The organism is Nocardioides sp. Root151 (assembly GCF_001427925.1).
Classification (GTDB): Bacteria; Actinomycetota; Actinomycetes; order Propionibacteriales; family Nocardioidaceae; genus Nocardioides.
This window is the reverse complement of the sequence record NZ_LMGG01000001.1, coordinates 1,066,636-1,092,351: the sequence shown is the minus strand read 5'-3', so window position 1 is coordinate 1,092,351 and position 25,716 is coordinate 1,066,636. Positions and strand designations below refer to the sequence as shown.

Sequence of the window (25,716 nt, the reverse complement as noted above, 5' to 3'; positions counted from 1 at the left end):
GGGGTAATCGCCATTTCGGGTGATAGCGGCGCACGGAAGGGTGGTCGCTACTGTGCTCGCATGACCTGGCGACCCGGACTCGTGGCGCTGGACGTCGACGGCTGCCTGCTGGAGTGGGTCCGCGGCACCGACAAGTCCGAGGAGGCCATTGCGCCGGCCGTGGTCGACGCCGTGGCCCGCGTGGTGCGTGCCGGCATTCCCGTCGTACTCGCCAGCGGGCGATCGCCGCTCGGGCTCGTGGACGTCGCCAGGTTGGCCGGCCTGCCGTCACCCGGCTGGTTGGTCGGGTCGAACGGTGCCGTGGTGGCGCGCTTCGCGCCGCTCGAGGTCGTGCGGGCCACGACCTTCGACGCGCGACCTGCCGTGGCTGCGGTGCTCGAGAGGTTCCCCGATGCGATGGTCGCGGTCGAGGAGCCGGGGCTCGACTATCGGGTGAATCGCCTGTTCCCACGCGGGGAGCTGTCCGGCGGGTCCGTGGTGACCAGCCCGGCCGAGCTCGGCGTACGCCCCGCCTGCCGGGTGATGATCCGGCACCCCGAAGGCTCCTCCGACGCGCTCGCGTCGTTGGCGGACGAGCTCGGGCTGTCCAGCACCGACTACGTGGCGCAGCTGTCCAGCTGGCTCGACATCTCGCCGGTGGGAGTGAACAAGGCCGCGGCGCTCGCGTACGTCGCCGGGCAGCTCGGCGTACGGCGGGACGACGTGCTGGCGATCGGCGACGGGCACAACGACATCGAGATGCTGCAGTGGGCCGGCCGCGGAGTGGCCATGGGGCAGGCCGTGCAGGAAGTGCATGATGCCGCCGACGCCTCGACCGGGACAGTGGTGGAGGACGGCGTGGCCGTGGAGCTCGAGCGTTGGTTCTGAGTGGCCTCGACGGACGTTCCTTCGTCGCTGCTCGACCACCGGGGACGGAGGCTCTTTCGTCGCTGCTCGACCATCGGGCCTCTCCGGGCAGGTACGGTCGACCCATGACTACTGGAATCGACCTGGGTCGCCCCACTTCGGGCGACGTCCTCGACCTGATCGTCGACGACCACCGTCGTTTCGAGCGGCTGCTGGCCCAGCTGCGCCAGGGCACGGCCGATCGTGATGCCGTCCGCCATGCCTTCGCCGACGTCCTGATCGCCCATGGTGAGGCGGAGGAGGAGATCGTCTATCCGGTCCTCCGTCGCAAGGCCGAGGACGTCGACGCCCACGACATCGAGCACGGCTCGGAGGAGCACGCCGAGGGCAACGAGGCGTTGCTCGCCGTCCTCGAGCTGAAGGGCACCGACACGAAGGCCTTCGTGGACGCCGTCGAGGAGCTCAGCAACCTGATCGCCCACCACATCGCGGAGGAGGAGCTGAGCATCATCGCGCCTGCCCGCGAGGAGGTCTCGGACCGGGTCCGTCGCGAGCTCGGCGAGAAGTGGGCCGCGCGACGCAACCAGCTGATCGACGAAGGCTGCGGCTCGCTGACGAACGTACGACGTGTGGTCGCCAAAGCGGCGAAGAAGGGCCTGCTCGACGACGACTGACCCACGTTGAATGAACGTTTGTTCAAAGTCTGTCTTGCACAAACGTTCATTCAAGGCAGTGCGGGTTTCCGACGCTCAGGTGGGACGACTGCAGCTCGAGCGCGGGTGAGTCCACGCCACATCTCCGGTCCGAGCCGCTCGCTGCGCGACCTTCCCAACCAGCGGGGTTGTGCGCGGTCCCTTCACGCGCCGAACTAGGGTGACAGCGTGATCGACGACTGGGCGGCGCGGCGGACCTATCGCTGGTGCGACTGGTCGTTGGCCGATCTCATGAAGGCGAAGGGCGAGACCAAGGTCAGTCTGGTGATGCCGGCCCGCAACGAGGCCGCCACGGTCGGCGGGCAGGTCTCTCGGGTGCGTGAGGCGCTGATGGAGACCGTCGAGCTGCTCGACGAGATCGTGGTCATCGACTCGGACTCGACCGACGACACGATCGCCATCGCGCAGGGCGCCGGGGCCGTCGTGCACCGGGCCGTCGACATCCGTCCCGATCTCGGTTGGAGCCCCGGCAAGGGCGAGGCGATGTGGAAGTCGCAGTTCGTCACGACCGGCGAGGTGATCGTCTTCATGGACGCCGACCTGCTCGACTGGGACACCCACTTCGTGCCCGGCCTGCTCGGTCCCTTGCTCACCGAGCCCGACGTGGCGCTGGTGAAGGGCTTCTACGAGCGTCCCTTCCTCGACGGCTCCGCCGTGCCCTCGTACGACGGGGGACGCGTCACCGAGCTGGTCGCCCGTCCGCTGATCGCGCTGCTCTTCCCGCAGCTGGCCGGTCTCGTGCAGCCATTGGCCGGCGAGTGGGCGGTCCGCCGGTCGTGGTTCGCGCAACTGTCGGTGCCGACCGGGTACGCCGTCGAACTGGCCGCGCTCATCGACACCCTGCGTGGGCCGGGGCTGGACGCGATCGCACAGGTCGACCTCGGACGCCGGGCGCACAGCCACCAGGCGTTGCTCGACCTGGGCGCGATGGCCACGCAGATCCTCGCGGCCGTCCAGGCGCGGGTCTCCGGCTCCTCGATTTCCTCGGTCGACCTGCGGCAGTTCGTGCCGGTCACCGACGGCGAGGGCGTGCAGCCGAGCACCCGCACCGTCGAGGTCGCCGAACGCCCGCCGGCTGCCTCGCTGTCGAACCCGTCAGACCTGTCTGACCTGTCGGAAGGCGCCTGATGACCCTCAAGCTCGGCCGGCAGGCGTTCGCTGATGACGCCTCCCTGATGATGGCCATCGTCAACCGGACGCCCGACTCGTTCTACGACAAGGGCGCCACCTGGGCGGAGGACAGTGCCTTCGACCGGGTCGCGCAGGTCGTCGACGAGGGTGCGGAGATCGTCGACATCGGCGGCATCAAGGCAGCGCCGGGTGTCGAGATCGACGCCGCCGAGGAGATCAGCCGGGTCGGGTCGTTCGTGGGCCGCGTGCGCTCGGCGTACCCCTCACTGGTGATCTCCGTCGACACCTGGCGCGCTGAGGTCGGCCGCGCGGTGTGCAGCGAGGGCGCCGACCTCCTCAACGACGCGTGGGGCGGCGCCGACCCCGAGCTCGTCGACGTTGCCGCGGAGTTCGACGCGGCCATCATCTGCACGCACACCGGCGGCGTCACGCCGCGCACCCGCCCGCACCGCATTGAGTACGCCGACGTCGTCGCCGCCGCGATCGCCGACACCACGGCGTACGCGGAGCGCGCACTGGCCGCGGGCGTCTCACGCGACTCGATCGTGATCGACCCGGCCCACGACTTCGGCAAGAACACCGCGCACTCGTTGGAGGTCACCAGGCGCCTCGGCGAGATGGTCGACACCGGGTGGCCGGTGCTGGTCTCCCTGTCCAACAAGGACTTCGTCGGCGAGTCCCTCGACCTGCCCGTGGGGGAGCGCCTCATCGGAACCCTTGCCGCCACGGCGTTCTGCGCCCAGGCCGGCGCCCGCATCTATCGGGTGCACGAGGTGGTCGAGACCCGCCAGGTGGTCGACATGGTCGCGACGATCATGGGCTCCCGGCAGCCCGCCCGAGTGACGCGAGGCCTGGCATGACCCCTGCTCCTTCATCCGGCTGGAACGCGGTGGTCGTCCCGTCGACACCGTTGATGATCGCCGCCGGTGGCACGGCCGACCCGCTGGCCGGCGTACGCGCCCTGGCGCTGGACTCCGTGCGCTGGCTGGTCGCCTCGTCACCCGACCGCATCCAGGTGCTGTGTTCGCCCGCTGATCCGGCGAACGTCGCGCGCGGGGTCACCACGCCGTTGGGCGAGCGAGTGGCGCGGTCGCTGCTGTCGGCTGCGGGCTTCGACCGCGAGATCGTCGTGTCCACCTCGGAGTCGGAATCGCCAGTCAGCACAGGGGTTCTGATCGTCGGCGACGGCTCTGCCCGCCGCGGGGAGAAGGCGCCCGGGCACCTCGACGACCGTGCCTTCACTTTCGACTCCACGATCGAGTCGGCGCTTCGTGCCTGCGATGCGGACACACTTGCCACGCTGTCGGTCGACCTGGGCGCGGAGCTGTTGGCCGCCGGGGTCCCGGCCTTCCGCGCGCTCGGTGCGTTGGCCGGCGGCGCCGAGCACACATGTGAGATGACCTACTCCGGCGATCCGCTCGGCGTCCAGTACTGGGTGGCGAGGTGGCAATGCGCGTCCTGATGTCTGCTGGCCAAGGTCTCGATACGGGCGCAGAACGCCCTACTCGACCAACGAGCGGGTCTGTCACCGACGACGACCTGCTCGCGTTGTACGCCGCGCCGTCCGCGCCGTGGCTACGCGTGAACTTCGTCAGCACCGTCGACGGCGCGGCGACCGGAAGCGACGGACGCAGCGGCTCCATCAACAACGATGCGGACGGCCGGGTCTTCCACCTGCTGCGCAAGCTGTGCGACGCGGTCATCGTCGGCGCCGGCACCGCCCGCGCCGAGAACTACCGCCCTTCCGACAAGCCGGTCGTCGTGGTCAGCCTCAGCGGTCAGGTGCCTGACCTGTTGCGCGAGGCCGAGCCCGGTCGCGTCCTGATGGCCACCGTCTCGACGGCCCCCGGCCTCGCGGATGCCCGGTCGCTGCTGGGTGAGGACAACGTGCTCGTGCTGGGTGAGGAACGAGTTGATCTCGCCGCACTCAAGGATTCCCTTGCTGGGCGCGGGTTCCGGGACATGCTCTGCGAAGGCGGACCCCACCTCTTCGACGGACTGCTCGCCTCCGGTGTCGCCGACGAGCTGTGCGCCACCCAGATCCCGCGCCTCGTCGGTGGCACGCACACCCGCATCACCGCAGGCCTCACCCTCGACGTACCCCTTGAGCTGGCGCTGCTCCTCGAGGAGGACGGCACGCTGCTCGGGCGCTGGTTCATCCGCTGACGTCGGAGACGTGGACTCGGAGGGCCTCGAAGGTCTCGTCGAGCAGGTCGGGCAATGAGGCCCGCTCGTCCTCGAGCCACTGCTGGTATGCCGACAGTGCGAGGGCCAGCGCGACCCGGCCGACCGTGCGTGGATGCAGGTCGTCGGGCGACAGGCCGCGCCGCTCGGCGACGTACGACGCGATCACGCCGCGCCAGGCGGCATGGCGCAGTGCCGCGTGTGCCTGCAGTGCCGGCGTCTCCATCAGCAGCCGCATGCGGCGTCGGTGTTGGACCACCGCATCGGGGTCGACGAAGTTGAACGCCTTGACCGACTCCTGGACCGCTTCGGCGACGGGGAGGTCGGCCGGCATCTCGCGCAGGTGCTCGGCGAGGCTCTCGAGGCTCTCGTCGAACCGACCCCATGGGATGTCGTTCTTCGAGGGGTAGTAGCGGAAGAGCGTGCGCCGGCTGACGGCCGCGGCCGCCGCGATCTCGTCGACGGTGGTGTTCTCGAAGCCCTGCTCGTCGAAGAGCCGGAAGGCCACCTCCTCGATCCGGGCGTGACTTGTCGCGGGAGGACGACCCGGCCCTGTCTTCTGCACGGGGCGAACCTACCCGCTCGGACAGGATTTCCGAGACGCCCTTCCATTTCGCACCTGAGTGCCATTAATGTGTGGGCCACGTCATACGAGCCGAGGAGGAACCATGCAGAACCCGGAGAACACCACCGCCGACACTGACGAGCTCACTGCCGAGATGCTGGTCGAGGAAGTCTCGATCGACGGCATGTGCGGCGTGTACTGAGCCGATGTCAGTCACCGCACCAGCGCCCGTCCTCGAGACCGCGCCCGACGCCCTGCCCGAAGCCGGGGTCGGGGTCCGTCTCGAGGACGGGTGGCGGCTCAACCCCCGGGTCGCGCTGCGTCCCGAACCGTTCGGCGCCCTGGCCTACCACTTCGGCAACCGACGCCTGTCCTTCCTGCGCCGACCCGAGCTGGTCACCGTCGTACGCGCACTCGCCGCGGCACCCGACGTACGCACAGCCCTGCGTGAGTCGGGCGTGCCCGAAGAGCAGTTCACGGCGTACGTCGGCGCACTGTCCACGCTCGCCGAATCCGACATGATCCACCCCCGCAAGGAGGGTCAGCGATGACCATCACCGCACCACGCCCGCAGGCACCCCGACCGCAGGGCGGCACCCTGGTCGACCAGTTCGAGCTCGGCCTCGACGCGCCGATCTGCCTGACCTGGGAGCTCACCTACGCCTGCAACCTCGCGTGCGCGCACTGCCTCTCCAGCAGTGGCACCCGCGACCCGCGCGAGCTGACCACCGAGCAGTGCGAGGCGGTGATCGACGAGCTGCAGCGCATGCAGGTGTTCTACGTGAACATCGGCGGCGGCGAGCCCACGATCCGTCCCGACTTCTGGCACCTCCTGCAGTACGCCGTCGACCATCAGGTGGGCGTGAAGTTCTCCACCAACGGCGTGCGGCTCAACCCCGAACGGGCCCGCTTCCTGGCCTCCACCGACTACGTCGACGTGCAGATCTCGCTCGACGGCGCGACCGCCGAGGTCAACGACTACGTCCGTGGCCCCGGCTCCTACGACACCGCGATCCTGGCCCTGAAGAACCTCCAGGAAGCCGGCTTCAAGGACGCCAAGATCTCCGTGGTCTGCACCCGGGAGAACATCAGCCAGCTCGACGAGTTCAAGGCGATCGCCGACCACTACGGCGCCACGCTGCGCCTCACCCGCCTGCGTCCCTCCGGCCGCGGGGCCGACGTGTGGGACGAGCTGCACCCGCTTCCCGAGCAGCAGCGCGAGCTCTACGACTGGTTGATGGCCAACGGTGAGGACGTGCTCACCGGAGACTCCTTCTTCCACCTCGCCGCATTCGGCGAGGCACTGCCCGGCCTCAACCTCTGCGGCGCCGGACGCGTGGTCTGCCTGATCGACCCGATCGGAGACGTCTACGCCTGCCCGTTCGCGATCCACGACAACTTCCTGGCCGGCAACCTGCTCGCCGACGGTGGTTTCGCAGAAGTCTGGCAGACCTCCGAGCTGTTCCAGGACCTGCGCGCGCCGCAGACCTCCGGGGCCTGCACGAAGTGCGAGTTCTTCGACTCCTGCCGTGGTGGTTGCATGGCTGCGAAGTTCTTCACCGGTCTGCCGATGGACGGTCCGGACCCCGAGTGCGTGCAGGGGTACGGCGAGTCCGCGCTGGCTGCTGATCGCAGCATTCCCGCCGCCAGTCAGGACCACTCGCGGGCCACTCCGGGACGCAACCAGCCGGTGATGCTCACGCTCGGGAAGCGACCCACCGACTTCACGCCGCCCACGTCGGCGCCGGTCTCTGCGTGCGCGGAGAACCCGCTGGCCGGCTTCACTCCTTGATCTGTCCGGTGCGCTCGGTCTGGCCGGCTGGCCGGGCAGAGCCCATTGCCTGATCCAGATCCACCAGCTCCTTCGAGAGGTTTCCTCCCATGTCCAAGAACCCCTGGGCCCAGAATCCCTGGTTCGAGTCCGTCGCGATCGCCCAGCAGCGCGCGAAGAAGCGGCTCCCGAAGTCGGTCTACGGCGCACTCGTCGCCGGGTCCGAACGAGGCCAGAGCATTGCCGACAACGAGGCCGCGTTCCGCGAGCTCGGACTCGCACCGCACGTCGCCGGCCAGCGCCCCGAACGTGCGATGGCCACCAGTGTCATGGGCATCGACATTTCCCTGCCGGTGATCATGTCGCCCACCGGCGTACAAGCCGTGCACCCCGACGGTGAGGTCGCGGTGGCCAGGGCCGCGGCAGCGCGCGGCACGGTGATCGGGCTGAGCAACTTCGCCAGCCGATCGGTCGAGGACGTCGTGGAGGCCAACCCCAACACGTTCTTCCAGATGTACTGGACCGGTGACCGCGAGGTGATGGTCCAGCGCATGGAGCGTGCCCGCGCAGCTGGCGCCAAGGGCCTGATCGCCACCCTGGACTGGTCTTTCTCGATGGGACGTGACTGGGGCAGCCCTGAGATCCCCGAGAAGATCGACTTCAAGTCGGCATTGCGGCTGGCTCCCGAGGTGGCGCGCCGTCCCCGGTGGGCGTGGCAGTTCGCCAAGGAACGCAACATCCCGGACCTGACCGCGCCGAACCTGGCCGCGCCCGGGGAGAGCAAGGGCCCGACGTTCTTCGCCGCCTACTACGAGTGGATGACCACGCCGCCGCCCACCTGGGAGGACGTCGAGTGGATGGCGAAGGAGTGGGGTGGCCCGTTCATGCTCAAGGGCGTGTGCCGCCTCGACGACGCCAAGCGGGCGCGCGACCTCGGCGTCACCGCGATCTCGGTCTCCAACCACGGCGGCAACAACCTCGACGGCACCCCCGCCCCGATCCGGGTCCTTCCCGGCATCGCCGAAGCGGTCGGCGACGACATCGAGGTGGTGCTGGACGGCGGCATCCGGCGCGGCAGCGACGTCGTGAAGGCGCTGGCCCTGGGCGCCCGTGCGGTGATGATCGGTCGCGCCTACCTGTGGGGCCTGGGCGCCAACGGCCAGGCCGGCGTGGAGAACGTCCTCGACCTCCTGCGCAGCGGCATCGACAGCGCCCTGCTCGGCATGGGGCACTCCTCGATCGACCAGCTCAGCCCCGCCGACCTCGTCATCCCCGAGGGCTTCGAACGTCGGCTCGGGGAGTAGGTCCCGCTCATGACTCCGCTGGCCCGGGCGCACTGGCCGACCCTGGCCGCCGACTGCCATGTGCTGGTGCCGATCGGGTCGACCGAGCAGCACGGGCCGCACCTGGGCATGGGCACGGACACGGCGATCGCAGTCGCCGTCACCGACCGGCTGGCCGCACGCATCGGTGGTACGGCGTACGTCGCGCCACCGATCGCTTTCGGCGCATCGGGCGAGCACAAGGGCTTTCCCGGCCTCATGTCGATCGGCAACGAGGCCCTGGAGCTCATGTTGGTCGAGCTGGTCCGGTCGATGCGCGACTGGGCTGGAGAGGTCACGTTCGTCAACGCCCATGGGGGAAACCTCACCGCATTGACTGCCGCCGTCGCCCGGATGCGCACGGAGGGGCACAACGTGCGGTGGCTGCCGTGTGCCACCGAGGAGGTTGATCTGCACGCCGGCCACGTCGAGACTTCGATCATGCTGCACCTTGATCCCGCCGCCGTCGACATGGGTGCCGCCGAGGTCGGTGACACACGCGCGTTGGCCGACGTACTCCCCACGCTGATGGCTCAGGGCGTGATCGGGGTGAGTGCGAACGGCGTCCTGGGTGACCCGACCACTGCCACTGCGGCGGAGGGGGAGCGGCTGCTCGAGCAGATCGTCGAGAAGGCACTCCGACGCCTGGCCTCGGGTGCGGTTGACGAACGCGGCTGCCTGGTCGCGGGGAGCCGGCCGTGACCGGCACCGAACGAGTCGTCCTGGTCACCGGCGCCGCCCGGGGGATCGGCGCGGCCACTGTGGCGGAGCTGCTCGACACCGGCCACCGGGTGATCGCGATCGACTCCTGCCGCGGCGCCGACAGCGGGCTGTCCTACCCCTTGGCGACGCGTGAGGACCTCGCCGCCGTCGCCCGACTCGACCCCGCGCGTGTCGAGGCGATCGAGGCCGACGTCGCCGACGAGGCCTCCGTGCGGCAGGCGGTCGCGGCCGGGGTGGATCGCTTCGGCCGCCTCGACGCAGTGGTCGCGGCCGCCGGTGTCATCGCCGGCGGCGCGCCGCTGTGGGAGACGCCGGTCGAAGACCTTCAGACCCAGTGGAGCGTCAACGCACTCGGCGTGTGGCACACCGCCGCCGCCTGCGTGCCGGTGCTGCTGGCCCAGCCCGACCCGTCGGACTGCCGGTTCGTCGCCGTCGTCTCCGCCGCCGGGAGCCGTGGGCTGTTCCACCTGGCCGCCTACAACGCGTCGAAGCACGCGGCACTCGGGATCATCCGCGGGTTGGCTGCCGACCTGGTCGGCACCGGCGTCACCGCGGTCGCGGTCTCGCCCGGCTCCACCGACACCGCGATGCTGGCCGCCACCGCAGGCATCTACGGGCTCACCGACCCGGCAGAGCTCGCCGAGTCCCAGCTGATCAAGCGGACCATCGAGCCGGCGGAGATGGCCGCGACGATCGCGTTCTGCTGTTCACCGGCCGGCGGTGTGCTCAACGGCTCGGTGGTCGCCGCCGACGGCGGATTCTCGGGGTGAGCCCGGTGCCGCCGACCTTGGCCGCGCCGCAGCGAGTGCCGCGCCCGCCGCTTCTCCCCGAGGGCGCACGATTGCGGATGAACCCCCACGTCCGGCAGTACGACGGCGGACGCGTCCTGGTCGGTGGCAGCCCCGGTCGACTGATGCGGTTGTCCGCGAAGGCGGTGACCTTGCTCGACGGGGATGAGCTCGCAGTGTCGTCCGTGACCGCCGTACTGGCTGAGCGGCTCCTCGACGCGGGCATGATGGACCCGGTCGCGGCGACGCTGCCCACTCCTTCCCTGGACGAGCTGTCGGTCGTGGTGCCGGTGCGCGATCGCCCCCGACAGCTCGACCGCCTGCTCGGCGCCCTGCCCCGCGACGTACACGTCCTGGTGGTGGACGACGCCTCGAAGCGGCCCGACCTGGTGGCAGCCACGGCGAAGAAGCACGGCGCCGAGGTCGTGGCGTTGTCGGTGAACGTGGGCCCGGCTGCCGCGCGGAACCGTGGGTTCGCGGCGAGCCGTACGCCGTACGTCGCGTTCGTCGACTCCGATGTGGTGCCCGATCCCGGGACGTTCGACGTGCTGCTGCGCCACTTCGCCGATCCCGGGTTGGCGTTGGTCGCGCCGCGGATCCTGGGACTGCAGTCCGAGACGGCTCGATCGCGCGGCACGGTCGACGTGCTGGATCGCTACGAGGCGGCGATGTCGTCCCTCGACCGTGGCCCGGACCCCGCGCTGGTGCGACCGATGAGCCGAGTGGCATGGCTGCCCAGCGCGTGTGTCGTCGTACGACGGACTGCGCTGGCGGCCTGTGACGGATTCTCCGAGGAGATGCGGGTCGGGGAGGACGTCGACCTGGTCTGGCGGCTCGCCTCGTCGGGCCACCGGGTCCGCTACGAGCCGGGGGTCTCGGTGCAGCACGAGCACCGGGTCTCTCCCCGTTCCTGGCTGGTCCGCAAGGCGGTCTACGGCACGAGCGCGGCGCCCTTGGCCGAGCGCCACGGACCCGCCGTAGCGCCCGCGGTCTTCACCCCATGGACGGTGGCGTTCGCCGCGGCCGTGGTCGCCCAACGCCGCTGGAGCCTGCCCGTCGCCGGAGCCGTCTGGGCGCTCGCCGCCGGCCGCCTCGTGCAGCGGTGCCGCCCCACGACCGGGCAGGGCATCGCTTGGCCGGCCACCACGCAGCTCGCCGCCCGACTGTCGTACGACGGGGCGTCGTCCTCGCTCCAGCAGGTCGGCGCGCTGGCCCTGCGTCACTGGTGGCCCGTCGTGCTTCCCGCGGCACTGGTGTCGTCGCGGGTCCGTCGTGTCGTCGCGGTGGCCGCTGTCGCGGATGCGGCCCACGAGTGGCGGCGTACCCGACCCGACCTGGACCCCGTGAACTTTCTGGTGGCGCGGCGCCTCGACGACCTGGCCTACGGCGCCGGGGTCTGGTCGGGAGCGTTCCGGGCGCGGTCGGCCCGGGCGTTGCTGCCGAGGCTCACGCGCTGAGGCAACCAGGCCGTCGAAGCGGACCGTTGAACATGCAGTTCGCGACGCGTCGTACGCCGGTGAGCGTGCGTCGTACGACGAGAAGGCCGAACTGCATGTTGCACGGTCCGCTCGGCGCAGCCCGAACTGGCGACGGGTCGATCGGAACTGGCGACGGGTCGGTGGAAAGCAGAGACCCGCTCGTCCCTCACGGGGCGAGCGGGCCTCTGGTGCCTTGGTTTCGAGACGGTCGCAGAGCGACCTCCTCAACCAGCGCGTGTCGCGGCGAACCGCAACCAGCGATTTCAGCTGGCGTTGTTGATCATGCCGGCGCCGACGGTGACGCCGGTGGCCTCGTCGATGAGGATGAACGAGCCGGTGGCGCGGTTCTTGGAGTAGGGGTCGCACAGCAGTGGCACGGTGGTGCGCAGCTGGACGCGGCCGATCTCGTTGAGTCCGAGCTCCTTGGTGTCCTGGTCGCGGTGCAGGGTGTTGACGTCGAGGCGGTACTGGACGTCCTTGACCATGGCGCGGCCGGTGCGGGTGGTGTGCTTGATGGCGAGCTTCTGGCGGGGGCGCAGGGGCTCGTTGGTCATCCAGCAGATCATCGCGTCGATGTCCTGGGAGGGCTTGGGTGCGTTGTTGACCCGGGCGATCATGTCGCCGCGTGAGACGTCGACGTCGTCCTCGAGGCGCACGGTGACCGACATCGGCGGGAAGGCCTGGTCGATCTCGGTGTCGAAGAGGTCGATGGCCGCGATCTTCGAGGTCATCCCCGAGGGGAGCACGACGACCTCGTCGCCCTTCTTCAGCACGCCGCCGGCGACCATGCCGGCGTAGCCGCGGTAGTCGTGGAAGTCGTCGGACTTGGGGCGTACGACGTACTGCACGGGGAAGCGGACGTCGACCAGGTCGCGGTCGGAGGCGACGTGGACGTGCTCGAGGTGGTGCATGAGCGTGGGACCGGAGTACCACGGCATCTTCTCGGAGCGGGTCACCACGTTGTCGCCCTGCAACGCCGAGATCGGGATGATCTCCAGGTCGGGGATGTTCAGCTTGGTCGCGAAGGAGGTGAACTCCTTGTGGATCTTCTCGTAGATCTCCTCGTCGAAGTCGACCAGGTCCATCTTGTTCACCGCGAGCACGAGGTGCGGCACCCGCAGCAGGGAGAGGATCACCGCGTGGCGGCGCGACTGCTCGGTGAGGCCCTGACGGGCATCGACCAGCACCAGGCCGAGGTCGGCGGTGGAGGCGCCGGTGACCATGTTGCGGGTGTACTGCACGTGGCCGGGGGTGTCGGCGATGATGAACTTGCGGTTCGGTGTCGCGAAGTAGCGGTAGGCGACATCGATGGTGATGCCCTGCTCGCGCTCGGAACGCAGGCCGTCGGTCAGCAGCGCCAGGTCGGTGTAGTCGTAGCCCTTGGACTGGCTGGTGGACTCCACCGCCTCGAGCTGGTCCTCGAAGATCGACTTCGAGTCGAGCAGCAGGCGACCGATCAGGGTCGACTTGCCGTCGTCGACCGAACCGGCGGTGGCGAACCTCAGCAGGTCCATGTCGGGGTTGATCGCGTGACTGGTGGTCTGCTCGGCCATCAGAAGTAGCCTTCCTTCTTGCGGTCTTCCATGGCTGCCTCGGAGAAGCGGTCGTCACCACGGGTGGCGCCACGCTCGGTGACCCGGGCGATGGCGATCTCGTCGATGATCTCGGCGGTCGTCGCCGCGGGGGACTCCACGCACCCGGTCAGCGTCATGTCGCCGACGGTGCGGAAGCGGACCGTCTTCTCGACGATCGTCTCGTTGCCCTTCGGCTGTACGGCGTCGCTCGCGGAGAGCAGCATGCCGTCGCGCTCGATGACCTGGCGCTGGTGCGAGAAGTAGATCGACGGGATCTCGATCTGCTCGCGGTCGATGTAGTGCCAGATGTCGAGCTCGGTCCAGTTGGACAGCGGGAAGATCCGCATGTGCTCGCCCTCGTGGATCCGGCCGTTGTAGAGGCTCCACAGCTCGGGGCGCTGCATCTTGGGGTCCCACTGGCCGAACTCGTCACGGTGGGAGTAGACGCGCTCCTTGGCGCGGGCCTTCTCCTCGTCGCGGCGGCCCCCACCGAAGGCGGCAGTGAAGCCCTCCTCCTCGATGGCGTTGAGCAGGGTGCCGATCTGCATGCGGTTGCGGCTGGTCTTGCCGTCGTCGACGATGACGCCGTTCTTGATCGCGTCGTCGACGCTGGCGACCACCATGCGCACACCCAGGCGGTTCACCCAGTTGTCACGGGTGGCCAGCACCTCGGGGAAGTCGAACCCCGTGTCGACCTGAAGCATCGGGAACGGGATCTTCGCGGGGTAGAACGCCTTCTCCGCCAGACGGAGCATGACGATCGAGTCCTTGCCCCCGGAGAACATCAGCACCGGCTTCTCGAACTCCGACGCCACCTCCCGGAAGATGTGGATGGACTCCGCCTCCAGCTGGTCGAGCTGACTCAGCTGGTAGTCGGCGTGAGTCGCGGCCTTGACCGGCTCTGCCATTTGTTTGGGACCTCTCCTCTTGGAACAGCAGCCGTCATCGTATCGGTCTGCTGCGCGCGAGTCTCTTTCAGTCGCGGTTTGTGGGCTTGGTGGTGGTTTGGGCTGTGGTGTCCGGCACACGCCAGGCGCCGGAGTTGTTGTCGAACGCCGGCAGTCCGCGGGTCTGGCGCACGAAGCCCCAGGCCAGCGGACCGAGCAGAAGGAGGGCGGCACCGATGATGCCGACCAGCTCCGGAGAGACGCCGAGCAGCTTGAGCCCGGTCAGGCTCAGCACGATCACGATGCCGCGCCGGATCACCGACTGGCTGACCCAGTGGGCGATGCGGGCGCCGAGGAAGGTGCCGGGGATGCCGCCGATCAGCAGCGGGATCAGGATCTCCCAGTCGACCCCGGAGACCAGCACGTGGCCGATCGCCGCGGCCAGCACCAGCGGGACCGCCTGTACCAGGTCGGTGCCGACCAGCTTCACCGCGCTCAGCGTCGGGTAGAGCAGCAGCAGCGCCACCATGATCAGCGAACCGGAGCCGACCGAGGTGATGCCGACCAGCAGGCCGCCGAACATGCCGACCAGCAGTGTCGGGACCGGCTTGATCTCGATCTGCTCGGACGGAGCCTCGTTGCCACTGGTGACCTGGCGCAGCTGGATGTACATCCGGAAGGTGTACGTCGCCGCGGTGAAGAGCAGCGCGCAGCCGATCGCGGTCTTGACGAACTCCTCCTGCTCGTGGGCCGCGCCGAAGTGGTCGATGATGAATGCCCCGGCGAAGGCGAACGGCACCGACCCGATGATGAGGTAGGCCGCGAGCTTGAGGTTCGGGCTCCCGTGGCGCCAGTGCACTCCGGCACCGACGGACTTGGTCACCGACGCGCTGACCAGGTCGTTGGCGACCGCAGCGGTCGGGTTGATGCCCAGGAAGATCAGGGCGGGTGTCATCAGGGCGCCGCCGCCCATGCCGGTCAGGCCGACGACGATGCCCACTCCGAAGGAGACGAAGAGGACCGCGAGCGCGGCGGTGGTGAACACGTCAGGCATGTAGGCAGTCCCATAGTCGAGTGAGCCGATAGGTCTAGACGGCTCCAGTGAGCGTAATAGGTGGAACCGATCATGACGCAATCCCGCCGCTGACTGGGACTCTCCCGGAATCTTCTGTGTCGGGGTCGCCTCGAGGCCTGATGAGCCGTGCCGCTGTGGCGACCGACACCGGCCCGGAGGTCGACGGTTGTGGCGGCTGTCCCGGGCCGTCGAGCATGCGGGCATGAGTGCTTCCGAGTCACTGCCCGTGGACCGCATCCGATCGGTGGAGGGTTCGCACAACGTGCGGGACCTGGGCGGGCTGGTCGCCGCCGACGGCCGGAAGGTGCGGCAGGGCCGTATCTTCCGCAGCGACTACCCGGGCTTCGCCGACGTCGCCGGCGGTGAAGGAGTGCGTGCGCTCGGGCTGCGGTCGGTCGTTGACCTGCGCCGTCGTGCGGAGGCCGACCTCGAGCTGGTGTCGTGGGCCGACCACGGCGTGGAACATCACCGCATTCCGCTCTCCGCAGGGGGCGCGTCGTCCTGGCACGCGAAGTACCACGCGTACCTCACGCACCGGCCCGAGACCGTGGTGCTGGCCGTACGCCGCGTGATGGACGTCGGTGCGCATCCGGTGCTCTTCCACTGCGCCGCCGGCAAGGACCGCACGGGCGCTGTCGCGGCTCTCGTGCTGGCCGCGCTCGGCGTCGACGAGGAGCAGATCGTGGCCGACTACGTGCTGACCGACGCGGGCCTGGAGTCGATCCTGAGGCGGCTGGGCGGAATCGACTTCTACGCCGAGATGCTCGGCCCGGGCGGGCTGGAGGCCCAGCGACCGAGGGCTGCGTACATGCGCGGCTTCCTGGCGTGGCTCGAGGCTGAGGGCGGGGCCACTGCCTGGCTGCTCGCGCACGGCATCACGGTGGAGGAGATCGAGGAGTTCCGTACGGCGATGCTCGAAACTGACGAAAGCCTTGCATAAAGGGTCAGACCATTCTAATCTGCGACATGAGTGATCGTCACCTCACCCCGGCCCGAAAGAGGAACACGTCATGGCTGCCCTGAAGAACGTCCACGATCGGTACACGGATGAAGAGATCGCGTCCTACTACGAAGCGGGCTTCTGGCAGCGGACGAGCTTCAACGCGTTGGTCGCACAGCAGGTCGAGGAGCGCCCCGACTCCACGTTCGTGTTCGACAGCACCAGCTCCTTCACGTTCCGCGAGTTCGGCGAGCGGGCCCTCCGCCTGGCCGCCGGCCTGCACCGCGCCGGCGTACGGAAGGGCGAGCGGGTCGGCGTCCAGCTGCCGAACTGGACGGAGTTCGCGGTCGTCGCCGCGGCACTCTCCCGGATCGGCGCGATCGTCGTGCCGATCATGCCGATCTACCGCGACGACGAGGTCGGCTACGTGCTGCAGCACTCGGGCGCTGCTGTCGCGATCACCTGCGGCGAGGTGCGCGGCTTCAACCACGCCGAGATGTTCGCCGAGCTGGCCAAGGAATGCCCCGACCTGCGTGCGACGTACATCGCCCGGGCGGACGCCGACCTGGCCCCCGCGCTCGGCTCCCCCCTCGACGGCCTGGTCGCCGACGGTGACCTCGACGCCCTCGAGGCGGAGATCGGCCCCGACAGCAACCCCGACGACGGATTCCTGATCGTCTACACCTCGGGTACGACGTCGCGCCCCAAGGGCTGCTTCCACACCTTCAACACGCTGCGGGCCAGCGCCGCGGCGATCGCGAAGAGCCTCGACTACAGCGCCGACGACGTGCAGTTCGGGCCGTCGCCGATCACTCACAGCACCGGGTTGGTCACCAGCGTCGTCCTGCCCCTGCTGGCAGGAGCCCAGTCCTGCCTCATGGAGGCCTGGGACCCGGTGGAGGCGCTGCGCCTGATTGAGCAGCACGGCTGCACCACGGCGGTCACCGCCACCCCGTTCCTGCAGATGCTGATGGGCGCCTACGACGCCGACAAGCACGACGCCAGCAGCCTGCGCCGCTGGGTGTGCGCGGGTTCGCCGATCCCCGGTTCCGTGGTCGAGAAGGCCGGCGCCCTCTTCGCCGGATGCCAGACCCTGAGCCTCTACGGCCGGTCCGAGAACTTCCTCACCACGATGTGCACCGTCCACGACCCCGCCGAGAGGTCGGCGACCTCCGACGGCTCGGCCCTCGAGGGTGCTGCCATCCACGTCGTCGACGTCGCCGGCAACGAGGTCCCGCGGGGCGACGAGGGCGACATCGCCTACAAGGGCCCCAGTCACATGATCGAGTACTTCCGCAACGACGAGGAGACGGCGGCGCTCTTCACGTCCGACGGCTTCTCCCGCTCCGGGGACCTCGGCAGGATGGACGCCGACGGCTTCGTGCGGGTGACCGGCCGACTCAAGGACATCGTGATCCGTGGCGGCATGAACATCAGTGCCCGCGAGCTCGAGGACCACCTCCTCGCCCACCCCCAGATCGCCAACGTGGCCGTGGTCGGGATGCCCGACGAACGACTCGGCGAGAAGGTCTGCGTGTACGTCGTCCCGGCCGACCCCGACGGCGAGATCACCCTCGACGACGTCGTCGGTCACCTGAAGGACCACAAGGTCGCCACGCAGAAGCTGCCCGAGCGGCTCGAGATCGTGCAGGCGATGCCGATGACCGCGACCGGGAAGATCCAGAAGCACGTGCTGCGCGCGGACATCGCGAAGAAGCTGTCATGACCGCCGCGCACCAGCTGCCCGAGACCTCGGACCTGCTGCGCCGACACGAGGAGCTGCAGCGCCGGCACGCGGTCGAGCTCAAGCTCAGCGCGGTGGCGGCAGCCGGTGGAGGCATCGCAGCGCTGGTGCACACCGTCGCGGAGCTCACCGCCAACCCCATCTGGCTGATGGACACTCGCCGCCGTGTGGTCGCCCGCTCCGCGCGGGTGCGCGGCTCCGACTTCCGGCCGCCCGAGCTCGACCTGCTCCTGGCCCGCAACGGCCCGACGGATCTCTCCTCGCCCGAGCCCCTGTTGGTGTCCGCGGAGCCGGCCCGTGGCATCGCCCGGCGCCACCTGATGGTGCCGGTGGCACGGGACGGCTGCCTCTTCGCGTGGCTCGTCGTGGCAGAGGTGTCCGGCCGGCTCGGGCACAACGACCAGCTCCTCGCCAAGCGGGCTGCCTTCCACCTCGCCAGCGAGTACGTCGTCCAGCGCCGGGTCGCCCGCGCCTCCTGGAATGCCCGCTCGGCCCTGGCCCGGCAGCTGGTGCGCGGTTCGACGCGCGAGGACGACCTCGCTGACGCGGCGGAGTACCTCGGCGTGCAGGCCGACGCCGACCGGGTTCTGGTCTACATCGCCGAGGGGATCGGGACGGAGCCGCGCGACGAGGAGATGATCTCCGACCGGGTCGCGGCACGACTCGGCGTCGAGGTGCTCGCCAGCCGTGGCCGCGAGGGCACGATCCTGCTCATCGAGGCGCCCGAGGCGTCGGCGCACGTTGCCTTCGTGCACGAGGTCAAGGGCGTCATGCGGCTCCTGATGGCCGAGCTCGGCGAGCCCGACGCGATCGTCGGACTCTCCGGCGTGACCCGGGCCGGCGCCTTCCAGCGCGCCTACCGGGAGACCCGCGAGGTCGTCCTCTGCGTCGACCGCTTCGCCACGTCGGGTGAGCGGGTGATCGCCGTCGACGACCTCGGGCCCGCCCGCCTCTTCGTGGCCAACAGCGACGTCGGCGCCGTCCGGCGCTACGTGCACGACGTGCTCGGAGCCCTCCTGACCGGAGCCCCGGGCACCGCCGACCTGCTCCGCACCCTCCAGTGCTTCTTCGACACCGGGCGGAGCGTCCGGGAGTCCGCGGCCCGTCTCGGCATCCACGAGAACACCGTGCGGCTGCGCCTGGCGAAGGTGCACGACCTCACCGGCCTCGAGGTCGCCGCCGATGCCAACCACCAGCTCAGCGCGCAGACGGCGCTGCTGGTCCTCCGACTGGAGGGCCACCCCGCGATCCCGCCCTTCGAGGAGCGGCACGCCCCCGCCCTCAAGAAGACACAGACGGAGAACACCGCATGACGCGACGAGCACTGGTCGCCCGCTCCGGAGCCGCCTGCTGATGCGCGGCGTCGTCATCCCCGCCACCACCGGACCGGACGCCGCCATGCTGCGTGACGACGTACCCGAGCCGACCGGGGCACACCCGTGGGCCGAGGGCGAGCGCCTGCTGGTCGACGTACGCGCCGCTGGCGTCAACTTCCCCGACGTCCTGCAGAGCAAGGGGCTCTACCAGCACGGTACCGAGACGCCCTACGTCACCGGTGGCGAGTACGCCGGCGTCGTCCTCGAGGCGCCGGAGTCCTCACGGTTCCGGCCCGGCGACCGGGTGGCCGGGCTCAGTGTCTGGGGCGCGATGGCGGAGCGGGTGCTCGGCATCCCGCGCTACACGGTCCGCCTTCCCGCCCACATGGACTGGGCGGAGGGGGCCGCGTTCTTCCTCAACTACGCCACCGCGTGGTTCACCCTGCATCGCGCCGGCTTCACCGAAGGCGAGTCCGTGCTGGTGCACGGAGCCGCCGGCGGTGTCGGTACGGCGACCCTCGATCTCCTGCGGGGCAAGGCGAAACCGTCGATTGCGGTGGTGTCGAGCGATGCCAAGGAAGAGGTCGCCCGTGCCTGCGGGGCCGACAACGTGCTGCGCAGCACGGAACCATGGGCGGCCCGGGTCCGCGAGCTGACCGGTCACGGTGTGGCGGTGGTGGTCGACCCGGTCGGCGGTGACCGCTTCGTCGACTCGTTGCGGGCTCTGGACGTGGGCGGTCGGCTGATGGTGGTCGGGTTCGCCGAGGGCTCCATCCCCGAGGTGAAGGTCAACCGGCTGCTGCTGCGCAACCTGAGCGTCCTCGGCGTCGCACTCGACCCGTGGGAGAAGCGCTTCCCGGGCTACGCACCGGAGCTCGTGGCCGGCCTCGAGGCTGCGGCCGAGGAGGGCAGGGTGCGCCCCTTCATCGGAGACCGACTGCCCTTCGACCGGGCCGCTGAGGCGCTGGGCATCCTTGACCGGCGTGAGGCGCGCGGCAAGGTCGTCGTCGAGTTCCCCTGAACGCGTCTCTGCGGGTCAGAAGAGCAGCACGCCGCCGTCCACCGGCACACCGACGCCGGTGATGTACGACGACGCCGGGCTGGCCAGGAAGACCGCCGTACTGGCGATCTCCACAGGATCGCCCAGGCGTCCGCCCGGGACTCGTGCCTTGATGATCCTGGCCTGGTAGTTGGGGCTGTAGTCGGCCGTCGCCTCGGTGAGGAAGACACCGGGCAGGATCGCGTTGACCCGGATCCCCTTCTCTCCCCACTGTGCAGCGAGGTCCCGGGTCATGCCGAGGACGCCGGCCTTGGCCGCGCTGTAGCCGGCGGCCGGCATCTTGGCGGTGGTCACGGCCATCACGCTCGAGAGGTTCACCACGGCGCTGCCCGCGGGCATCACGCGCCCGGCCGCCTGCGCCATCCAGTAGGAGCCCATCAGGTTCACGTCGACGACATGGCGGAAGTGGTCCGGCGGGTCCTCGGTTGCGGCGTGGTACTCCCCGCCGATGCCGGCGTTGTTGACCAGCACGTCGCAGCCACCGAGCTGTTCGACGGCGGCCTCGACCAGGCGGTTGCAGTCGTCGACCTTGGTCACGTCGGTCTCGACCGCGACACAGCGCCGGCCCAGTTCTTCCACCAGTGCGCGGGTCTCCTCGAGCATCTCGACCCGTCGTGCACCGATGGCGACGTCGGCCCCGGCCGCGGCAAGGCCCTGGGCGATCGCTACTCCGAGGCCGCTGGAGGCGCCGGTGACGACGGCCACCTTGCCGTCGAGGCGGAACCGGTCCGACCAGGTGGACGCGGCGATTTCCTGTGATGTCTGGGGGAGCATGCTCCCGTTGTACGCCGATCCGGCCGTCCGCCACGACGCCCGCGGGCCGGGCTGGTGTGGGCACCTCCATCCGGAGCTGGTGTGCCTGTTGCCGGAGGCCTTGGCGCTGCGCACAGTGAGGGTGTGCGAGAACTCGACCCCGATGACCTCATCCAGCGTGCGACGCGCGCCGCCCGGCGTACGTCGACGACGGCCACCGTGCGCGGTCTTCGTCAGCTCGAAGGCGGGGTCTCGAGCCTGACCTACGCCTCCGAGCTCCTGGACGAGAACTGCGTGCGACCGATCGTGCTCAAGGTGGCACCTCCCGACCTGGCACCGGTTCGCAACCGCGACGTGCTGCGTCAGGCGCGGGTCCTGCAGCAGCTGGACGGCCTGGCCGGTTTCCCCGTGCCCGGCGTGCTCTTCGAGGACGGCGGCGACCCGCCCGGCGTACCCCCGTTGTTCGCGATGGAGCTGCTGCCGGGCGACTCCTACGAGCCGATGCTCGACGTGTCGGACACCCCGCCCTCGCCCGAGGTGGCTGCGGAGAGGATGCGGGTCGCGGCCCGCGCCCTGGCCCGGATGCAGAGTGTTTCGCCGCAGGCACTGGGTGTGGGTGACGAGCCGGTCTCGCCGGTCACTGAGGAGCTGGGCAGGTGGCAGCGACTCTTCGCGACCGTGGACCCCGACATCGGTGCCGGCCACGAGAAGCTCCATGCCAGGTTGGCCGAACGTACGCCGGAGGGCATCGATCCGCGGCTCCTCCACGGCGACTACCGGGTGGCGAACATGCTGTTCACCGACTCCGGACTCGAAGCCGTCATCGACTGGGAGATCTGGTCCGTCGGCGACCCACGCTCCGACCTGGCCTGGTTGCTCATGCACGTCGAGCCCGCCCAGGTCTTCCACGAGCACCGGTCGGAGGCCGATCGGGCCGCGGGCTCGCAGATGCCCTCGCAGCAGGAGCTGATCGACGTGTACGCCGCCGCGCGACGCGAGCTCGGCGCCTCCGAGGAGGAGGTCAGGGCGGCGACCTCAGAGCTCGACTGGTTCCTGGGGGTCTGTCACTACAAGACCGCCTCCACGATCGCGGTGATCTGGAAGCGCGAGCGCAAGCGGGAGAGCCCGGACCCGAAGCTCGAGGTGGCAGCCCGGCACCTCGGCGAAGTGCTGGACGCCGGACATCGGGTCCTCGACCAACGGAACCGACGCAGCTCCTCGCTGGTCGAGTAGCCGGCGAGGATGAGTTGCCTCGCTGGTCGAGTAGCCGGCGAGGAACGAGTCGGCGTATCGAGACCGTCGTGCTGGCTGGGTCTCGATACGCTCGCTGGCGCTCGCTACTCGACCACCGAAAGAACCGGCTCGCTACTCGACCACCGAGAGTGCCGGGTCAGGGGATGGTGACGACGACCTTGCCGACGGCGGTGCGGTCCTCCAGTGCGGCCAAGGCATCGGACGCCTTCTCCATCGGATAGCTCGCGCCGATCTCGGGGGTGAGCTGGCCGGCGTCGAGCAGCTCCTGGACGCCCAGGCGCACGCGGTCCAGGGTGCCGGGGTGCTCGGTCTCCATCACGTCCATCGTGATGCCGGTGACGGTCAGGTTGCGCAGCAGCAGACGGTTCATCTTGAGCGACGGGATCGACCCGCCGGCGAACCCGACGATCACGCCGCGGCCGCCGATCCTCAGCGACCGGACGACATCGAGGAAGCCGTCGCCGCCGACCATGTCGACGAACACCTGGACGCCACCGCCGGTGAGCTCGCGGACCTCCTCCAGCCAACCCTCGTCCGTGCGGACGACGTGCGTGGCGCCGGCGGCCTTGGCGGTCGCGGCCTTGGTGTCACTGGAGACCAGGCCGACGGAGTCGATGCCGGCGATCCGGCACAGATCGAGGACGCAGGTGCCCACGCCACCGGCGGCGCCGGTCACGAGCACGGTCTCGCCGGCCTTCGCTCCGGCGCGGTCCAGGGCGTACCAGGCGGTGGCGTAGTTCATGTAGATGCCGGCGCCCTCCTCATACGTCATGCCGTCGGGCAGTCGCACCAGGAAGTCGTCGATCGCCAGCGCCTGCTCGGCCATCGCGCCCTGCCACACGATCCCGGCGACCCGGTCGCCCGGCTTCACCCACGAGTCCTCGGGCGCCTCGAGCACCAGCCCGGACAGCTCCGAGCCGCAGACGTACGGCGCCTCGACGCCGGCCTGGTACTTCCCGCGGGTCTGCAACGGATCGATGAAGGAGAGGCCCACCGCGTGGACCTCCACCAGCACCCGCCGTCCGTCGGCCCGCCGGTGGGCGCCCTCGGGTGCCGGGACCTCACGAACCACGGCGGACTGGGGCCCGTCCAGGGTCTCGACGACTACTGCGCGCATCTCTTGCTCCTCGGTCTGGCGAATCTTGTGGCGAATCAGGTCAGTCGAAGTAGGCGAAGACGGACTCGGCGACGCAGGCCGGCTTCTCCTGCCCCTCGATCTCGAACGTCTGGAGTGTGCGGAACTTCGACCCGCCCTCGAGAGGCTCCACCGCGAGCAGCTCCTGGGTCATCCGCAGTCGGGACCCGAGCTTGACCGGAGAGGTGAAACGGACCTTCTCGTAGCCGTAGTTGAGGGCCAGCGAGTGGCCGTTCATCTCGAAGATCTCGTACTGGAACTTCGGCCCGAGCGAGAGTGTGTAGAGCCCGTGCGCGATGTTCGTGCCGAACGGTGACTCGGCGCCCCGCTGGGGGTCGACGTGGATCCGCTCCCAGTCCTCGGTGGCGTCGGCGAAGCCCTGGATGCGCTCCCGCGTGACCTCGAACCACTCCGTGGTGCCGAGCACCTGCCCCTCCAGGGCACGGAGCTCGTCGACGCTGTTCATCACTTTCGTCTCTGTCTTCATGGCCCCATGGAACCCCGGCAGGCGAACCGCGGCGACCCGTCGTACGCCGACCGGTAGAGATCTCGACACCGCCCGGCTCGCACGAACGGCCCTGCGGAGAGCGACCGACCTACCGTCGGTCCATCACCGCAACGAGCTGGAGGAACACCATGGACTGGTCCATCCCCGAGGACGTCACGTCCTTCATCGCCGACCTCGACGAATTCATCGACACCAAGATCAAGCCGATCGAGGAGGCCAACCCGGAGCACTTCGACCACCGCCGGGAGTTCACCCGCACCGACCTGGAGCGCGGCGGCATCCCGACCCGGCGCTGGCGGGAGATCATGCGCGAGGCCCGGAAGCTGGCCGACGAAGCCGGCTTCTATCGCTACCCGCTGCCGAAGGAGCTCGGCGGCCAGGACGGCTCGAACGTCGCGATGGCGACGATCCGCGAGCACCTCGCGCGTCGCGGGCCGGGCCTGCACGCCGAGCTCAGCCACGAGGCGTCGATGGTGGCCAACGTGCCGCTCGCGCTGGTGCTGCACGAGTACGGCACGCCCGAGCAGAAGGAGCAGTACCTCGAACGCCTCGTCTCCGGCGACATGGAGATGGCATTCGGGCTCACCGAGCCCAACCACGGCAGTGACGTCACCTGGCTCGAGACGAAGGCGGTCAAGGACGGCGACGACTGGATCATCACGGGAGAGAAGCGCTGGAACAGCGTCGTCGACGTCTCCGAGATCGACCTCGTGTTCGCCCGCACCAGTGGGGAGGACGGCAAGGCCGAGGGGATCTCCGCCTTCCTGGTGCCGACCAACGCCGAAGGCTTCGAGGTGCCGTTCTACTGGTGGACGTTCAACATGCCGACCGACCATGCCGAGGTGCGCCTCAACGGCGTCCGCGTGCCGGGCGCGGCGCTGCTGGGCGAGGAGGGGCGTGGCCTGGACTGTGCCCAGCTCTTCGTCCACGAGAACCGGATCCGGCAGGCGGCCAGCTCGCTCGGGGCGGCGCAGTTCTGCATCGACAGGTCGATCGAGTACACCGAGGAGCGCAAGCTCTTCGGGCAGCAGATGCGTGACTACCAGGGCGTGCAGTGGCAGCTCGTGGAGCTGCAGACGGAGGCCGAACTGGTCCGCAACACGATCATGAAGACCGCCTGGGAGATGGACGTGCACGGCAAGACCGCGGTCAGCGACAAGGTCGCCATGGTCAACGTCCGTGGCAACCAGCTCGCCTGCAACGCGGCCGACCGGGCGATGCAGATCCACGGCGGTGTCGGCTACAGCAGGCACTACCCGTTCGAGCACATCTACCGCCACCACCGGCGCTACCGGATCACCGAGGGCTCCGACGAGCTGCAGTACCGCCGGATCGCTGCGGGCATGTGGGACTTCGGTTCGGCGCGCAGTCGATCAGGTAGCTGAGCGGCGGTCGCCGTACACACCGTGAAGGGCCAGCTCCAGGAGCATCTCGCGTACGCCGGGGGCCGCCAGCGCGCGCTCGGGCCACGACGCCACGGAGAACACTGTGCCGAGGCAGGCCTGCGTGGTGGCGGCGACCGTCCCGGGGGAGAGATCGGGGAAGCAGCTGGCGAACAGCGCCTCCCAGCTGCGGGTGTACTGCCCGCGCCGGCCGGCGAAGGACTTCGACCACGGGTCGGCCAGCGAGCGGACCTCGCGCTGGTAGAGCGTGACCAGCTGGCGGTTGGCGAGGGCGAAGTCGATGTGGTGGCGCAGTGCGCGCCGCAGCTCGGCGTCCGGGTCCTCGCCGGTGGGGCGGGTCGCGGCCAGGAGCTCGTCCATGGCCTCGTTGAGCAAGGTCGCCAAGATCTCGTCCTTGCCGGAGAAGTGCCGGTAGATCGACGGCCCGCTCAGGCCGGCACGGGTGCCGAGCTCGTCGACACCGACCCCATGGAAGCCCTTCTCATGGAAGGCCGTTGCGGCTGCATCGAGAATTCGTCTGTGGCGACCCACGGCGGCACCGTAGCA

Annotated in this window: 27 protein-coding genes; 19 read left to right on the top strand and 8 right to left on the bottom strand. The window is 69.6% G+C overall.

Annotated elements, in window-relative coordinates:
- Positions 1-60: 60 nt before the first annotated feature.
- The 6 genes from ASD66_RS05160 (at position 61) to ASD66_RS05135 (ending at position 4,856) form a co-directional block, all read left to right on the top strand.
- Positions 61-867 carry an HAD family hydrolase gene (locus ASD66_RS05160; protein ID WP_056890216.1) on the top strand — a complete coding sequence of 269 codons (807 nt, stop codon included), beginning with the start codon at positions 61-63 and terminating at the stop codon, positions 865-867.
- A 104-nt stretch (positions 868-971) separates the two neighbouring features.
- Positions 972-1,520, top strand: coding sequence for a hemerythrin domain-containing protein (locus ASD66_RS05155; RefSeq protein ID WP_056890215.1), 549 nt, complete (start codon positions 972-974; stop codon positions 1,518-1,520).
- Between the two features lie 207 nt (positions 1,521-1,727).
- Positions 1,728-2,687 (top strand): glucosyl-3-phosphoglycerate synthase, encoded by a 960-nt coding sequence (locus ASD66_RS05150; RefSeq protein WP_056688437.1) that lies wholly within the window; start codon positions 1,728-1,730, stop codon positions 2,685-2,687.
- Positions 2,687-3,550, top strand: coding sequence for a dihydropteroate synthase (gene folP / locus ASD66_RS05145; protein WP_056688433.1), 864 nt, complete (start codon positions 2,687-2,689; stop codon positions 3,548-3,550). Before ASD66_RS05150 ends, folP begins: the two co-directional genes overlap by 1 nt.
- Positions 3,547-4,152, top strand: coding sequence for a hypothetical protein (locus tag ASD66_RS05140; protein WP_156388537.1), 606 nt, complete (start codon positions 3,547-3,549; stop codon positions 4,150-4,152). Before folP ends, ASD66_RS05140 begins: the two co-directional genes overlap by 4 nt.
- Positions 4,153-4,271: 119 nt before the next feature.
- Positions 4,272-4,856 (top strand): dihydrofolate reductase family protein, encoded by a 585-nt coding sequence (locus tag ASD66_RS05135; RefSeq protein WP_235529962.1) that lies wholly within the window; start codon positions 4,272-4,274, stop codon positions 4,854-4,856.
- Here the strand turns inward: ASD66_RS05135 and mftR are convergent.
- Positions 4,846-5,439: a mycofactocin system transcriptional regulator gene (mftR, locus tag ASD66_RS05130; RefSeq protein ID WP_056688424.1), complete on the bottom strand. Its 594-nt coding sequence runs from the start codon at positions 5,437-5,439 to the stop codon at positions 4,846-4,848. The genes ASD66_RS05135 and mftR overlap by 11 nt on opposite strands.
- A 103-nt stretch (positions 5,440-5,542) precedes the next feature.
- Between mftR and mftA the strand changes: the two genes are divergently transcribed.
- From mftA to mftF, 7 genes are all read left to right on the top strand, one after another.
- The gene (gene mftA / locus ASD66_RS24065; RefSeq protein WP_156388536.1) at positions 5,543-5,641 is read left to right on the top strand and encodes a mycofactocin precursor MftA; all 99 of its coding nucleotides are present in this window, start codon (positions 5,543-5,545) and stop codon (positions 5,639-5,641) included.
- 4 nt (positions 5,642-5,645) lie between these two features.
- A complete protein-coding gene (gene mftB / locus ASD66_RS05125) occupies positions 5,646-5,990 on the top strand; it encodes a mycofactocin biosynthesis chaperone MftB (RefSeq protein ID WP_082564151.1) in 345 nt (114 codons plus the stop codon).
- Positions 5,987-7,231 carry a mycofactocin radical SAM maturase gene (gene mftC / locus ASD66_RS05120; protein WP_056688421.1) on the top strand — a complete coding sequence of 415 codons (1,245 nt, stop codon included), beginning with the start codon at positions 5,987-5,989 and terminating at the stop codon, positions 7,229-7,231. The genes mftB and mftC overlap by 4 nt, the downstream gene beginning before the upstream one ends.
- 89 nt (positions 7,232-7,320) lie before the next feature.
- Positions 7,321-8,514 carry a pre-mycofactocin synthase MftD gene (gene mftD / locus ASD66_RS05115; RefSeq protein ID WP_056688419.1) on the top strand — a complete coding sequence of 398 codons (1,194 nt, stop codon included), beginning with the start codon at positions 7,321-7,323 and terminating at the stop codon, positions 8,512-8,514.
- Between the two features lie 9 nt (positions 8,515-8,523).
- The gene (gene mftE / locus ASD66_RS05110; RefSeq protein WP_056688416.1) at positions 8,524-9,234 is read left to right on the top strand and encodes a mycofactocin biosynthesis peptidyl-dipeptidase MftE; all 711 of its coding nucleotides are present in this window, start codon (positions 8,524-8,526) and stop codon (positions 9,232-9,234) included.
- On the top strand, positions 9,231-10,025 hold the full coding sequence (locus ASD66_RS05105; RefSeq protein ID WP_056688413.1) for a mycofactocin-coupled SDR family oxidoreductase: 795 nt from the start codon (positions 9,231-9,233) through the stop codon (positions 10,023-10,025). Before mftE ends, ASD66_RS05105 begins: the two co-directional genes overlap by 4 nt.
- 77 nt (positions 10,026-10,102) lie before the next feature.
- The gene (mftF, locus tag ASD66_RS05100; RefSeq protein WP_056688410.1) at positions 10,103-11,500 is read left to right on the top strand and encodes a mycofactocin biosynthesis glycosyltransferase MftF; all 1,398 of its coding nucleotides are present in this window, start codon (positions 10,103-10,105) and stop codon (positions 11,498-11,500) included.
- A 284-nt stretch (positions 11,501-11,784) separates the two neighbouring features.
- Here the strand turns inward: mftF and cysN are convergent, their stop codons facing one another.
- The 3 genes from cysN to ASD66_RS05085 form a co-directional block, all read right to left on the bottom strand.
- Positions 11,785-13,074, bottom strand: coding sequence for a sulfate adenylyltransferase subunit CysN (cysN, locus tag ASD66_RS05095; protein ID WP_082599326.1), 1,290 nt, complete (start codon positions 13,072-13,074; stop codon positions 11,785-11,787).
- Positions 13,074-14,003: a sulfate adenylyltransferase subunit CysD gene (cysD, locus tag ASD66_RS05090; protein WP_056688407.1), complete on the bottom strand. Its 930-nt coding sequence runs from the start codon at positions 14,001-14,003 to the stop codon at positions 13,074-13,076. Before cysD ends, cysN begins: the two co-directional genes overlap by 1 nt.
- A gap of 67 nt (positions 14,004-14,070) precedes the next feature.
- The gene (locus ASD66_RS05085) at positions 14,071-15,036 is read right to left on the bottom strand and encodes a sulfite exporter TauE/SafE family protein (RefSeq protein WP_056688404.1); all 966 of its coding nucleotides are present in this window, start codon (positions 15,034-15,036) and stop codon (positions 14,071-14,073) included.
- A gap of 223 nt (positions 15,037-15,259) precedes the next feature.
- On the opposite strand from ASD66_RS05085, the gene ASD66_RS05080 reads away from it, so the two are divergent.
- The 4 genes from ASD66_RS05080 (at position 15,260) to ASD66_RS05065 (ending at position 20,078) form a co-directional block, all read left to right on the top strand.
- Positions 15,260-15,997, top strand: coding sequence for a tyrosine-protein phosphatase (locus ASD66_RS05080; protein ID WP_082599325.1), 738 nt, complete (start codon positions 15,260-15,262; stop codon positions 15,995-15,997).
- A 70-nt stretch (positions 15,998-16,067) separates the two neighbouring features.
- Positions 16,068-17,723 carry an AMP-binding protein gene (locus tag ASD66_RS05075; RefSeq protein ID WP_056688399.1) on the top strand — a complete coding sequence of 552 codons (1,656 nt, stop codon included), beginning with the start codon at positions 16,068-16,070 and terminating at the stop codon, positions 17,721-17,723.
- A complete protein-coding gene (locus ASD66_RS05070; RefSeq protein ID WP_056890212.1) occupies positions 17,720-19,054 on the top strand; it encodes a PucR family transcriptional regulator in 1,335 nt (444 codons plus the stop codon). Before ASD66_RS05075 ends, ASD66_RS05070 begins: the two co-directional genes overlap by 4 nt.
- A gap of 40 nt (positions 19,055-19,094) precedes the next feature.
- The gene (locus tag ASD66_RS05065; RefSeq protein WP_056890211.1) at positions 19,095-20,078 is read left to right on the top strand and encodes an NADPH:quinone oxidoreductase family protein; all 984 of its coding nucleotides are present in this window, start codon (positions 19,095-19,097) and stop codon (positions 20,076-20,078) included.
- A gap of 15 nt (positions 20,079-20,093) precedes the next feature.
- Here the strand turns inward: ASD66_RS05065 and ASD66_RS05060 are convergent, their stop codons facing one another.
- Complete coding sequence (locus ASD66_RS05060) at positions 20,094-20,891, bottom strand: SDR family NAD(P)-dependent oxidoreductase (RefSeq protein ID WP_056890210.1); 798 nt, start codon at positions 20,889-20,891, stop codon at positions 20,094-20,096.
- Between the two features lie 123 nt (positions 20,892-21,014).
- On the opposite strand from ASD66_RS05060, the gene ASD66_RS05055 reads away from it, so the two are divergent.
- Positions 21,015-22,103, top strand: coding sequence for a phosphotransferase family protein (locus ASD66_RS05055; protein ID WP_056890209.1), 1,089 nt, complete (start codon positions 21,015-21,017; stop codon positions 22,101-22,103).
- 157 nt (positions 22,104-22,260) lie between these two features.
- Here the strand turns inward: ASD66_RS05055 and ASD66_RS05050 are convergent, their stop codons facing one another.
- Together ASD66_RS05050 and ASD66_RS05045 are read right to left on the bottom strand one after the other, a co-directional pair.
- On the bottom strand, positions 22,261-23,241 hold the full coding sequence (locus ASD66_RS05050) for an NADPH:quinone oxidoreductase family protein (RefSeq protein WP_056890208.1): 981 nt from the start codon (positions 23,239-23,241) through the stop codon (positions 22,261-22,263).
- A gap of 40 nt (positions 23,242-23,281) precedes the next feature.
- Positions 23,282-23,746: a MaoC family dehydratase gene (locus ASD66_RS05045; RefSeq protein ID WP_056890207.1), complete on the bottom strand. Its 465-nt coding sequence runs from the start codon at positions 23,744-23,746 to the stop codon at positions 23,282-23,284.
- 149 nt (positions 23,747-23,895) lie between these two features.
- Between ASD66_RS05045 and ASD66_RS05040 the strand changes: the two genes are divergently transcribed.
- A complete protein-coding gene (locus tag ASD66_RS05040) occupies positions 23,896-25,152 on the top strand; it encodes an acyl-CoA dehydrogenase family protein (RefSeq protein WP_056688378.1) in 1,257 nt (418 codons plus the stop codon).
- Here the strand turns inward: ASD66_RS05040 and ASD66_RS05035 are convergent.
- Positions 25,141-25,701 carry a TetR/AcrR family transcriptional regulator gene (locus ASD66_RS05035; RefSeq protein ID WP_056688374.1) on the bottom strand — a complete coding sequence of 187 codons (561 nt, stop codon included), beginning with the start codon at positions 25,699-25,701 and terminating at the stop codon, positions 25,141-25,143. The genes ASD66_RS05040 and ASD66_RS05035 overlap by 12 nt on opposite strands.
- Between the last annotated feature and the right edge of the window lie 15 nt (positions 25,702-25,716).